The organism is Paracoccus sp. J39 (assembly GCF_000518925.1).
Taxonomy (GTDB): domain Bacteria; phylum Pseudomonadota; class Alphaproteobacteria; order Rhodobacterales; family Rhodobacteraceae; genus Paracoccus.
On sequence record NZ_JAEN01000018.1, the window covers coordinates 32,085 to 44,318 of the forward strand.

The 12,234-nt window shown below is 72.0% G+C and carries 10 protein-coding genes; 4 read left to right on the forward strand and 6 right to left on the reverse strand.

From position 1 onward, the window contains the following. The first annotated feature begins 6 nt into the window (after positions 1–6). Complete coding sequence (locus L632_RS0115765) at positions 7–789, forward strand: ABC transporter permease (protein WP_028717106.1); 783 nt, start codon at positions 7–9, stop codon at positions 787–789. Further along, positions 779–1,381: an ATP-binding cassette domain-containing protein gene (locus tag L632_RS0115770; RefSeq protein ID WP_036698510.1), complete on the forward strand. Its 603-nt coding sequence runs from the start codon at positions 779–781 to the stop codon at positions 1,379–1,381. Before L632_RS0115765 ends, L632_RS0115770 begins: the two co-directional genes overlap by 11 nt. On the opposite strand, the gene L632_RS0115775 is transcribed toward L632_RS0115770, so the two are convergent. The 6 genes from L632_RS0115775 to pqqA form a co-directional block, all read right to left on the reverse strand. Beyond that, the gene (locus tag L632_RS0115775; RefSeq protein WP_028717107.1) at positions 1,369–2,145 is read right to left on the reverse strand and encodes a quinoprotein dehydrogenase-associated SoxYZ-like carrier; all 777 of its coding nucleotides are present in this window, start codon (positions 2,143–2,145) and stop codon (positions 1,369–1,371) included. The genes L632_RS0115770 and L632_RS0115775 overlap by 13 nt on opposite strands. After that, complete coding sequence (pqqE, locus tag L632_RS0115780; RefSeq protein ID WP_051416326.1) at positions 2,142–3,278, reverse strand: pyrroloquinoline quinone biosynthesis protein PqqE; 1,137 nt, start codon at positions 3,276–3,278, stop codon at positions 2,142–2,144. The genes L632_RS0115775 and pqqE overlap by 4 nt, the downstream gene beginning before the upstream one ends. Next, the gene (gene pqqD / locus L632_RS0115785) at positions 3,275–3,574 is read right to left on the reverse strand and encodes a pyrroloquinoline quinone biosynthesis peptide chaperone PqqD (RefSeq protein WP_028714138.1); all 300 of its coding nucleotides are present in this window, start codon (positions 3,572–3,574) and stop codon (positions 3,275–3,277) included. Before pqqD ends, pqqE begins: the two co-directional genes overlap by 4 nt. Further along, positions 3,571–4,389: a pyrroloquinoline-quinone synthase PqqC gene (gene pqqC, locus L632_RS22845; protein WP_051416327.1), complete on the reverse strand. Its 819-nt coding sequence runs from the start codon at positions 4,387–4,389 to the stop codon at positions 3,571–3,573. Before pqqC ends, pqqD begins: the two co-directional genes overlap by 4 nt. Further along, positions 4,386–5,276, reverse strand: coding sequence for a pyrroloquinoline quinone biosynthesis protein PqqB (gene pqqB / locus L632_RS0115795; RefSeq protein WP_028717108.1), 891 nt, complete (start codon positions 5,274–5,276; stop codon positions 4,386–4,388). The genes pqqC and pqqB overlap by 4 nt, the downstream gene beginning before the upstream one ends. A gap of 65 nt (positions 5,277–5,341) precedes the next feature. Beyond that, positions 5,342–5,434, reverse strand: a complete 93-nt coding sequence (pqqA, locus tag L632_RS0115800; protein WP_024843519.1) for a pyrroloquinoline quinone precursor peptide PqqA — start codon at positions 5,432–5,434, stop codon at positions 5,342–5,344. Between the two features lie 139 nt (positions 5,435–5,573). Between pqqA and L632_RS0115805 the strand changes: the two genes are divergently transcribed. Beyond that, on the forward strand, positions 5,574–6,632 hold the full coding sequence (locus tag L632_RS0115805; RefSeq protein ID WP_028717109.1) for a quinoprotein relay system zinc metallohydrolase 2: 1,059 nt from the start codon (positions 5,574–5,576) through the stop codon (positions 6,630–6,632). Between the two features lie 57 nt (positions 6,633–6,689). Further along, positions 6,690–12,191 (forward strand): alpha-2-macroglobulin family protein, encoded by a 5,502-nt coding sequence (locus L632_RS0115810; RefSeq protein ID WP_051476468.1) that lies wholly within the window; start codon positions 6,690–6,692, stop codon positions 12,189–12,191. The last annotated feature ends 43 nt before the right edge of the window (positions 12,192–12,234 follow it).

The following is a 12,234-nucleotide window of genomic DNA, read 5'->3' on the forward strand; positions in this document are numbered from 1 at the left end:
CCCGCATTGACCGGCACGCCCAAGCCCCCCTCGTCCCGCCCCGGCCTGGTGCCTGGGGTTCTGTCGATCCTGGCCATGCTGCTGCTGTGGACGCTGGCCTCGCAGCTGACCGACCGGCCGCAGACCCTGCCCGCGCCTTGGGATGTCGCGGCCCGCATCGCCCGGCTGAGCGCCAGCGGCGAACTGTGGTTCAACGCCGGCATGACGCTGTTCCGCGTCGTCGCCAGCTTTGCCCTGGCCATGGCGGCGGGCATGGCGCTGGGCCTGTGGATGGGCCGCAGCCGTGGGGCGGACCAATGGTTCAATCCCGGGGTCATCATCCTTCTGAACGTGCCGGCGCTGGTGGTGATCGTGCTGTGCTACATCTGGATCGGGCTCAACGAGACCGCGGCGATCCTTGCCGTGGCGCTGAACAAGATCCCGGTGGTCACGGTGATGATCCGCGAGGGCACGCGGGCGCTGCGGCCCGACCTCGACGACATGGCCCGCGCCTTCCGCATGGCGCCGCTGGCGCGGCTGCGCCATGTCGTGCTGCCGCAGCTGGCGCCGCATATCGCCGCCGCGGCCCGGGCCGGCATCTCGCTGATCTGGAAGATCGTGCTGGTGGTCGAGTTCCTCGGCCGCTCGAACGGCGTCGGCTTCAAGATTCACCTGCTGTTCTCCAGCTTCGACGTGACCGGCGTGCTGGCCTGGGCGCTGGCCTTCGTCGCGGTCATGCTGGCCATCGACCTGTTCCTGCTGCGCCCGTGGGAACGGCGTGCCAATCGCTGGAGGCAGGATGCGGCTTGAACTCGACGGCAAGTCCTTCGGCCCGCGCGAGGTGCTGGGGGCGCTGACGCTTTCGGTCGCGCGCGGCGAGCGGGTGGCGATCCTCGGCCCCTCGGGCATCGGGAAATCGACGCTGCTGCGCATCCTGGCCGGGCTGGACCGGGCCTATCGCGGCCGGCTTGACGGCGCCGACCGCCTCGCCGTGGTGTTCCAGGAGCCGGTGCTGCTGCCCTGGCGCGACGCAGTGGCGAACATCATCATCCCGACCGGCTGCGACGCGGCCACCGCGCGGGACTGGCTGGCGCAGGTCGGACTGGCCGGGCACGAGGCGAAGTTCCCCCGCCAGCTGTCGCTGGGCCAGCAGCGGCGGCTGGCGCTGGCCCGCGCCTTCGCCGCGGCCCCCGACATCCTGCTGATGGACGAACCCTTCGCCTCGCTGGATGCCGGGACGGCGGGCCGGATGCTGGCGCTGACCGATGCGCTGCTGACCCGCACCGGCGCCGGGCTGGTGCTGGTCACCCACGACCCGCGCGAGGCCGAGGCGCTGCACGCCCGGCCGCTGCTGCTGGCCGGCCAGCCGGCCCGACTTCAGACCCGGCTTCAGAAGGACTGATCCCAGACCCGGCCCTCGGTATCCTCGGCATGGACCGTGACCGGCCCCTCGCCCGGCGCATGGGCAAAGCGGAACACCGGGTCCTCCGAGATCGAAATCCCGGCCTCCATGGTGAACAGCGGCTCCTCGCCCCGCTTCACCTCCAGCACCTGGATGAGCTCGGCCGGGATGGTGAGCAGCGTCACCTGATCGCGCTGCAGGCCCGAGAAATTCGGGTGCCGGATCATCAGCGTGCCGACCTGCCGCCCGTCCTCCTCGGCCGCGCGAAAGCGCATCTCGCCCATGGTGGCGCGCACCTCCTCCATGCTTTTCCCGGCCGGCGCCGCGCAGCCGCCCGAGGCTTTCACGAAGCGCCCGGCCATCACCTTGCGCCCGTCCGCCAGCGTGGCGATGGCGCGCAGGTCGGAATAGCTGTCCACCCGCACCCGCACCTCGAAATCCAGCGGCATCAGCGCCTCGCCGAAGGTGAACTCGGCCGCGACCGGCGCGGGATTGCCGTCCACCACCAGCGCCAGCGCGCGGATCGCTGGCGCGCCGGGCGGCTGGGTGATGCGCACCGGCACCAGCGCCGGATTGTCGGCACGCGGCGGCGCGTCCAGGTCGAAGATCGCCGGATCGACCGGCGGCTCCTCCTCGGTGCCGATCACCGCCAGCCGCATGTCATCCCACAGGGCCGAGGGCTGCAGGGGATTGGCCACCTCGGTCGCCATCGCCGCCGGCGCAAGGACAAGGGCAAGGGCGGCAAGCAGGGCTGCCAGTCTCATGGTCGTTTCTCCCGTGTCATGCGGCGATAGACCAGCACGGTCGAATCGCTCGCCGCCTCGGCCTCGGCCGCGGCGCGCAGCCGGGCGTGCAGGTCCGAGCGCGAGCAGACCGGATCGGTCGCCCGCGCGTCGCCGGCAAGCGCCATGGCCTGGCAGCGGCAGCCGCCGAAATCGATCTCGCGCCGCTCGCAGGAAGCGCAGGGCTCGGGCATCCAGCCGGTGCCGCGAAAGGCGTTGAACGCCGCCCCGTCATGCCAGATCCGGGCCAGCGGCACCTCGCGCACGTTCTCGAACGCCAGCCCCTTGATGGTCTGGGCGGCATGGCAGGGCAGCACGGTGCCGTCCGGGGCCACGTTCAGCCCGGTCGAGCCCCAGCCGCCCATGCAGCTTTTCGGAAAGGCCGACAGGTGGTCGGCGGGCACGTAGTCGATGACCATGCGGCCCCGCAGGCGCTGGCGGGCCCCGTCCACCACCGCGCGCGCGCGGCTCGCCTGCGCCTGGGTCGGCATCAGCGGCCGGCGGTTCAGGTCGGCCCAGCCGTGGAACTGCACGGTCGCGACCTCGATGCGCCGGCAACCGAGCTGTTCGGCAAGGTCGATCATCTCGGGCAGGCGGTCGAGGTTCTGGCGATGCACCACCGCGTTCAGCGTCAGCGGAAAGCCGATGGCCCGCACCCATTCCGCGACCTGCATCTTGCGGGCGAAGCTGCCGCCATAGCCGCTGATCCAGTCGGCCATCTCGGCATCAATGCCCTGCAGCGACAGCTGGATGTGATCGACCGCGCCGTCCAGTTCGCGCAGCCGCGCCTCGGTCAGCCCGATGCCCGAGGTGATGAGGTTGACGTAAAGCCCGGCGTCGCGGGCCGAGGCGGCGATCTCGGCCAGGTCGCGGCGCGAGGCGGGCTCGCCGCCCGACAGATGCAGCTGCAAGACGCCCAGATCGGCGGCCTGCCGGAACACGTCGGCCCATTCCGCCGCCTTCAGCTCGGCGCTGGCGCGGGTCAGCTCGACCGGGTTCGAGCAATAGGGACAGGCCAGCGGGCAGCGATGCGTCAGCTCGGCCAGCATCGCCATGGGCAGGCCGACGCGGACCGGATTGCCGTCGATGTCGCGGGGAACGGGATGGTCTCTCATGCCGCATCCCCGTCCAGAAACACCATGCGCCGCTCCATCAGGTCGCGCAGGAAATCCTGCACATCGCCCTCGATCTGCTCGGGCGGCGCGTCGTAGCGGGCGCAAAGCGTCAGGATCACCTCGGCCAGGCTGCGCTTGCCGTCCAGCTCGGACAGGATGGCATGGCCCACCGGATCGAGCTGGATCACCCGCTCGGGCGCCAGCAGCACGCGCAGGCCGCGCACGCGGTCGTCCTGCAGCCGCACCCCGCGCGGCAGATAGGGCACCGCGGCACCGCTGATGCGCGGCCCGGTCATGAGGCCGCCGCCGCATCGGGGGCGGGGGCGGGGGTCGCTTCCGGACCCGGCTCGGGGATCGCCGAATCCAGCAGCCCCTCGCCCGGCCGCCAGGCGCCGGGGGGAATCCGCCCCTCGACATAGCCGTGCCAGAGCGCGTCGAGCTGCGCCCAGAGCACATCGGTCTTGAACACCAGCGCCGCCGCCGCCGCGTCCTGCTTTTCCAGCGTGTCGGCATGGTCCAGCACATAGGTCAGGCCGAATTCGACATCCTTCGGCGCCTCGCTCAGCCGGTTGCGGAAATAGGCGAGGCTGGTCTCGTCGGCGAAGTCGTAATGCTTCAGCAGCCCCTCGATGCGCTCGGCATGGATCTTGGGCGCGAACATCTCGGTCAGGCTGGCGGCCACGGCATCGAGCAGCGGCATGTCGCGCACGAAGCGGACATAGGCATCGACGGCGAAGCGCGTCGCCGGCATCACCCCCGCGCCGCTGGCGACGTAATCGGGATCAAGGCCCACGGCGCGGGCCAGGGCCAGCCAGCGCCGGATGCCGCCGCCCGCCTCGGCGCCGCCGTCGTGATCCTCGATGCGGTGGCGCCAGATGCGGCGCAGCTGCGGGTCCTCGACGCGCGACAGGAAGGCCGCGTCCTTCATCGGGATGCGCGACTGGTAATGCCAGCGGTTGATGACCCAGGCCCGCACCTCGTCCGGCGTGCATTGCCCGCCATGCAGGCGTTTGTGGAACGGGTGGCGGTCGTGATAGCGTTCGGCGCCGATGCGCTTCAGGCGTTCGTGGAACTCGGCGCGGGTCTGTGCGCGGTGGTCGGCAAGCTTCATGGCGCGATCTCCATGCCGTCATGGCCGATCTGCCAGCCCGCCGCCTGCGCCTCTGCGCGCTCGGGGCTGGCGGGATCGACCAGCGGGTTCGAATTGTTCAGATGCACATAGATGCGGGCGCCCAGAGGCACCGCGCGCAGCCCGTCCAGGCTGCCGCCGGGACCCGAGACCGGCACATGGCCCATGCGCCGCCCGGTCTTGGCGCCCAGCCCGGCGCGAACCATCTCGTCATCGGTCCAGAGCGTGCCGTCGAACAGCAGCGCATCCGCGCCCGAGATGCGGTTGCAAAGCCAGTCCGGGACCGAGGCGCAGCCGGGAATGTAGAACACCCGCCGACCGTTGGCGGCCAACTCGACCCCCACGGTCTGCTCGCCCATCAGCCCGGTCTCGACCCGCTCGCCTTCCAGATACAGCGGCACCTTGCCGGGCACCGCGAACAGCGTGGCGGTGAGGCCGGGGGCAAGGTCGAAGGCGGCGTCCAGCGCCACCTCGCGCCGGGCGACCAAGCGCGGGTCCAGCGCCGACAGCAGCGGATTGCCGGCCAGCACCGCATGGATGGCGGGCGTCGCGAACAGGTCGAAGCCCTGCCCCTCGCGCAGGGTCAACAGCCCCGCGACATGGTCGATGTCGCCATTCGTCACCAGCACCGACCGGATCGGAGAGCCGCGCAGCCCCTCGGGCCGCAGCGCCGGGGTGGCGGCCAGCTGCTGGCGCAGGTCGGGCGAGGCGTTGACCAGCGCCCAGTCCCGGCCATTCGCGGAAACGGCGATCCCGCTCTGGCTCATCGCGGGAATGCGTCCTGCGCGCGCGGCGTCACAGTTGCGGCAACCGCAGTTCCACTGCGGCACGCCGCCGCCTGCGCCGCTGCCGAGAATCACGATACGCATGGGAAAGGCTCCGGCAGGCCCGGCCCCCGGCAGGCGGGGACCGGTCCCGGATTGTCGCCGGCGGGTTAGAACAGGACCGGCTCGTCCTCGGCCGGGGCATACATGTTGATTTCCATGCCGCAGGCGATTTCCTTCGGCGCGGGTTTGGTCCAGGCCATATGGTCTCCTCCTCAAGGCCGCCGCATGGGTGCGGGCAGGTCGATGCTAGGCCGCTCGGGCCGGCAGTCAACGCGCCAAAGGTCGTAGATGGCGCGAGGGGCATCGCTGTGCTAGCCTGTCGGGCCGAGAGGAGAGCGGATGTTCCATCTGGTCCTTGCCGCCTGTCTGGCGGCCCAGCCCGCCACCTGCCAGCCCCGCCTGCTGCCCGCCGGCGACGCGCCCACGCGCGAGGAATGCGAGGCGCGCGCCGCGCCCATCGCCCGCGACTGGCTGGCCCGGCACCCCGAACTGACCGGCAGCGACGGCGCCCGCTGCGTCGAAACCGCCGCCCTGCCCGCCCTGACCGTGCAAGAGGTGGCGCCGGGCGTGCATGTGCATCAGGGGGCGATGGCGCAGATCTCGCCGCAAAACCGCGGGCGGATCGCGAATCTCTCCTTCGTCATCGGCGAGACGGTGGCGGTGATCGATGCCGGCGGCAGCCGGGCCGAGGGCGAGGCGCTTTACGCGGCGATCCGGCAGGTGACCGACAGGCCGGTCAGCCATGTGATCCTGACCCATATGCATCCCGACCACATCCTGGGCGCCGAGGTGTTTTCCGAGGCCGGCGCCACCGTCGTCGCCGATGCCCGCCTGCCCGAGGCGGTGGCGCGGCGCGCGGACAGCTGGATGGCCTCGGTCCCGCGCCAGATCGGCGCGGCGAATTTCGCCGGCACGCGCATCGCCAGCGTGGACCAGACCGTCGAGGCGACGCAGACGCTGTCGCTGGGCGACCGGCAGTTGCGGCTGACGCCGGTGCCCTCGGCCCATACCGGCAGCGACATGACCGTGCTGGACGAGGAAACCGCCACGCTGTTCGCCGGCGATCTGGTGTTCTTGGGACTGACGCCGTCACTCGACGGTTCGCTGGCGGGCTGGCTCGACTGGATCGGGCGGAAGCCCGATCCCGAGCCGGCGCTGATCGCGCCCGGCCACGGCCCGGTCGTGGAAAGCTGGGACGAGGCGGTGACGCCGCAGCGCCATTACCTGACCGCCCTGCGCGACGCCACGCGCGAGGCGATCGGCGCCGGCCTGCCGCTGTCGCGGGCGATCCCGGCCATCGTCGCGGCGATGCAGCCGGTCTCGGAAGGCTGGGCGGATTTCCGGGCCACCACCGCCCGCAACGCCGCGGCGGCCTATACGCAGCTGGAATGGGAATAGATTGCCTCGCCCGCGCCCCGGTGCCACAACTATGCCGAGCGCGGAAGGAGGAAGGTCATGGCACATCCCGTCTGGCACGGTTTCATCGCGGCGGCCCTGGGCGGGCTTCTCATCGCCGGCACCGGCGCGCTGGCGCAGGACGCGCCCCTGCCCGAGCGGCGGCTGTCGCTGCAGGCCGATACCGACCTGCCGGGCGGCGACCTGGGGCCGGTCTTCGACACCACGCTGCAAGCCTGCGTGCAGGCCTGCCTTGGCAATGACGACTGCCGCGCGCTGACCTACAACCAGCGGTCCCGCGCCTGCTTCCCCAAGGGCGAGGGCGCAGGGGCCGCGGCGCCCTTTGCCGGCGCGCTGTCGGGCCATGTCGTCGCCTCGACGGCCGAGGAGCGGCTGCGCGCCGAATCCCGCGCCGGTGCCGCGCCCTTCCTTGCCGCGCAGGACCTGGCCGCCGCGCAATCGCTGGCCCGCAGCTTCCCCGCCCTGCACCCGCCCTTGGGCGCGGATTACCCGCAGGGCAGCGCGCAGGACGCCGAGAACACGGGCGAGCTGGTGCTGGCCGCCCGCATCCTCGCCGCCGAGGCCGCGCGCTACGACCGGGCCGAGGACTGGACCAATCTGGCCCGGCTGACGCTCTATACCAGCGACCAGAGCGACCGCGATGCGTCGAACGCCATCGCGTCGATGGCGATCAACGGCTATCTGCGCGGGGCCGAGAACGCGGTGGCCGCCCGGGCGCTGTCCTGGCTTGCCATGGCGTGGGAGCGGCTGGACCGCGGCCGCGACGCGCTGGCGGCCTTGCGGCTGGCGGCGCGGCTGGCGCCCGGCGACAATGCCATCGCCCAGGCGCTGGAGGAATCGCAGGCCCGCAACGGGCTGCGGGTCACCGACACCCAGGTCGAATCCGAAGGCAAGCTGCCGCGGTTCTGCGCGGTGATGTCGCGCGACCTGTCCTCGGGCACCGATTACGCGCAATTCCTGCGCCTGCCCGGCCGCGACCTGACCGTCGAGGCCGATGGCGACCGGCTTTGCGTCGCCGGCCTGACCCATGGCCAGGAGGTGGAACTGACCCTGCGCGCCGGCCTGCCCGCCGCCGACGGCGAGGTGCTGGCCCGCGACGTGACGGTCAAGGGCTATGTCCGCGACCGCGCGCCCTCGGTCCGCTTTCCCGGCCGCGCCTATGTGCTGCCCGCCTCGGGCGACCAGCGTCTGTCCATGGTCACGGTCAATGCCGATACGATCAACCTGCGCCTCTTGCGAATTTCCGACCGCAACCTGATCCGCGCCATGGCCGAGGACATGTTCGCGACGCCGCTGGACAGCTGGCGCGCAGATTATTTCAGCGACCGCATGGCGCGCGAGATCTGGAAAGGCACGGCGCAGGTCGCCAAGCCGATGGGACAGGACAGCCTGAACCAGGAGCTGACCACCAGCCTCGCCCTTCCCGCCGAGGCCGGCCCGCTGGAGCCCGGCATCTATATCGCCGAGGCCGGGATCGAGAACGAGAACGTCCAGGACACCGGGCTGGCGACGCAATGGTTCGTGATCTCGGATTTCGGGATCTCCACTTTCTCGGGCGCCGACGGGCTGACCGTGGCGGTGCGCAGCCTGGCCGACACCTCGGCCAAGGCGGGGGCCGAGGTGGCGCTGGTCAGCCGCTCGAACGAGGTGCTGGCCAAGGCCGCGACCGATGCCGAGGGCATCGCGCATTTCGCGCCGGGCCTCGCCATGGGCAAGGACGGCGCCGCGCCGGCGCTGGTCACGGTGACCGACTGGCAGGGCGAGGGCGCCGAGCGCAGCCCCCGGGACATGGCCTTCCTGTCGCTCTCGGACCCGGAATTCGACCTTTCCGACCGCGGGGTCGAGGGCCAGCCGCCCGCCCCGCCCATCGACCTGTTCCTGACCACCGACCGGGGCGCCTATCGCGTCGGCGAGACGGTGAACGCGACGGTGCTGGCCCGCAATGCCGAGGCCCGGGCGCTGGAGAACCTGCCGCTGACCGCGGTGATCCTGCGTCCCGACGGGGTCGAGGCGACGCGCCTGCCCGCGCAGGATGCCGGCGCCGGCGGCAGCGTCGTCAACTGGCAGATCCCCGGCAACGCCCCGCGCGGCACCTGGCGGATGGAGCTGCGCACCGAGGCGGACGGCCCGGCGCTGGCCACGGCGCGCCTGCTGGTCGAGGATTTCCTGCCCGAGCGCATCGACTTCACCCCGCGCCTGCCCGAAGGCCCGGCCCGCGCCGGCGGCACGCTGGAACTGTCGCTTTCGGCGCATTGGCTGTTCGGCGCACCGGCCGCCAACCTGCCGGTCGAGGGGCAGCTGCGCCTGTCCCCGACCCGCAGCCTGACCGGCTTCGACGGCTATGTCTTCGGACGCGAGGATGACGACAGCGCGCCCGTGACGGACAGCCTGCCGCCGGGCACCACCGATGCGCAGGGCCATTACCAGACGCAGATCGAACTGCCGCCGGCCGGCCGGCTCGGCCCCCGCCCGGTCGCGGCCGAGGTGGTGCTGGACATCCGCGAAGGCGCCGGCCGCCCCGTCGAGCGCAGCGAAACGCGCGTGGTCATGCCCGAGGCGCCGGTCGCCGGCATCCGCCCGCTGTTCGAGGGCGACACCGTGTCCGAAGGCTCGGACGCGCGCTTTGCGCTGGTCGCAGTCGGCCCGGACCTGAAACCGGCGGCCGAGCCGCTGCGCTGGGTGCTGAACCGCATCGACACCGACTACCAATGGTATTCGCTGGGCGGGCAATGGAACTGGGAGGCGATCACCACCCGCACCCGCATCACCGAGGGCGTGGTCGAGCCGGGCCAGGCCCCGGCCGAGATCGCCGCCCCCGTCGAATGGGGCCAGTATGAGCTGGTGGCCGAGCCGGCCTCGGGTCAGGGCGGGCAAAGCTCGGTGCGGTTCTATGCCGGCTGGGGTGCGGTCGCCAATTCGGGGACCGAGACGCCCGACCGCTTGCAGGTGGTGCTGGACAAGCCCGCCTATCGCAGCGGCGATGTCGCCCGCGTCCGGGTCGAGGCCGCCAGCGAGGGGCTGGGCCTGGTCTCGGTGCTGTCGAACCGTCTGGTGTCCATGCAGACCGTTGCCCTGAAGGCGGGCGAGAACCAGATCGACCTGCCGGTGACCGACGACTGGGGCGCCGGGGTCTATGTCACCGTCAGCGCCATCCGCCCGCTGGGCGAGGCGCGGCCCGGCGACCGCCAGCCGGTGCGGGCGCTGGGTCTGGCCCATGCCGCCGTCGATCCCGGCGACCGCAGGCTTGCCGCCAGCATCGAGGCCCCGGCCGAGACCCGCCCGCGCGGCACGATCCCCGTCACGCTGAAGGTCGAGGGCGCGGCGGGCGAGACGGTGCACGCCACCGTCGCCGCCGTCGATCAGGGCATCCTGAACCTGACCCGCTTCCAGCCGCCGAACCCCTCGCAGCATTATTTCGGCCAGCGCCGGCTGGGCGTGGCGCTGCGCGATCTTTACGGGCGGCTGATCCTGCCGACCGGTGCCCCGGACGGCGCGCTGCGCGAGGGGGGCGACGCCAGCCTTGCCGGCAATGCCGAGGCGCCGCCGCCGACCGAAAAGCTGATGAGCTGGTTCTCGGGTCCGCTGACCGTGGGCGCGGACGGCACCGCCACCGTCGAGGTGCCGGTGGGCGATTTCAACGGCGAGGTGCGGATGATGGCCGTGGTCTGGTCCGCCAAGGGCCTGGGCCAGGCCGATGCCTCGGTGCTGGTGCGCGATCCGGTGGTGATGACCGTGACCGCGCCGGCCTTCCTGGCGCCGAACGACAGCGCCCGGCTGGGCCTGCGGCTGACCCATACCTCGGGCCCCGCCGGAGAGATGCGGCTGGCGCTGTCGCAGGTCGGCGGCGAGGGCGGGCTGACCTATTCGGTGGAGCCGCAGGTGCAGCTTGCCGAACAGGCCGAGGCGCAGCTGCAGATCCCCGTGACCGCGACCGAGGCGCTTGGCACCGCCAACCTGCGGCTGGTGCTGACCACGCCCGAGGGCGAGGATCTGACCAAGGACATCGCCATCCCCATCGCGCTGAACGAATCCGACATCCAGCGCCGCGACCGGCTGGTGGTCGAGCCGGGGCAAAGCGTCACCATCCCCGCCGGGCTGACCCAGGGCCTGCTGCCGGGCGCCGAGATCACCGCCGCCATCGGCCCCTATGCCCGGCTGGACGTAGCGGGCGCGCTGATGCGGCTGGCGCGCTATCCCTATGGCTGCACCGAACAGCTGACCTCGGGCGCCATGCCGCTGCTCTACCTGCCCGGCCTGGCCGCCGCCGAGGGGGTCCGGGGCGAGGATACGGCCGAGCAGGTGCAGAAGGCGATCACCCAGATCCTGACCCGGCAGGGCAGCAATGGCGGCTTCGGCCTGTGGTATGCCGATTCGGGCGATCTGTGGCTTGAGGCCTATGTCACCGACTTCCTGTCGCGGGCGCGGGCGGCGGGCCATCAGGTGCCCGAGACCGGCTTCCGCATGGCCATCGACAACCTGCGCAACCGCGCCAATTACGCCACCGAACCCGCCGCCGCCTCGGCCGAGGAGAACGCGGCGCTGGCCTATGCGCTGGCGGTGCTGGCGCGGGAACGGGCGGCGACGGTGGGCGATCTGCGCTATTACGCCGATACCGCCGCCGGGTCGTTCTCGACCCCGATGGCGGCTGCCAACCTGGGGGCGGCGCTGGCCTCTTACGGCGACCAGCAGCGGGCGGATCGCCTGTTCACGCAAGCGCGGAACCTGCTGAACCTGGGCGCGCCCGAGCCCTATGCCTTCCGCGCCGATTACGGCACCCGGCTGCGCGACGCCACGGCGCTTCTGGCACTGGCGGCCGAGGCAAGGACGCAGGCGGTCGACGCCACCGACCTGACCAGCCAGATCGCCGAGCGCATCGCCCGGGCCGAGGAGGACGGGCGCAGCCTGTCCACCCAGGAATCGGTCTGGACCGTGCTGGCGGCGCAGTCGCTGTTCGGCGCGACCCCGCCCGCGACGCTGAACGGCGTGGCGCTGACCCAGCCGGTCGCAAGCCTGCCGGCGGATGCGAGCATCGCCAATACCGGCGAAAGCGCGCTGGAAGTGACGCTGACCGCGACCGGCAAGCCCGCGGGCCCGGTCGCGGCCGGCGGCAAGGGCTATGCCATCGCGCGCCGCTATTACAGCATGCAGGGCGAGGCGCTGGACCCCGCCAGCCTGCCGCAAGGCACGCGCATGGTGGTCGAGCTGGAGATCTCGCCGCAGGCCGAGGGCGGCGGGCGGCTGGTCATCGCCGATCCGCTGCCGGCGGGGTGGGAGATCGACAACCCGAACCTCTTGCGCGCCGGCGACGTCTCGGCGCTGGACTGGCTGGAAGGCGAGACCTCGGCCGAGATGACCGAGTTCCGCGCCGACCGTTTCGCAGCGGCGCTGACCTGGACCTCGGCCGAGCGGTTCCGGCTGGCCTATATCGTCCGCGCCGTGACGCCGGGCGAATTCCGCCACCCGGCCGCCAGCGTCGAGGACATGTATCGTCCCGAATTCCGCGCCTGGTCGGACAGCGGCACCGTCACCGTCACGCCCTGAAAACCGCAGGCACCCCGGCCGCGAGACGGCCGGGGTGTTTCGC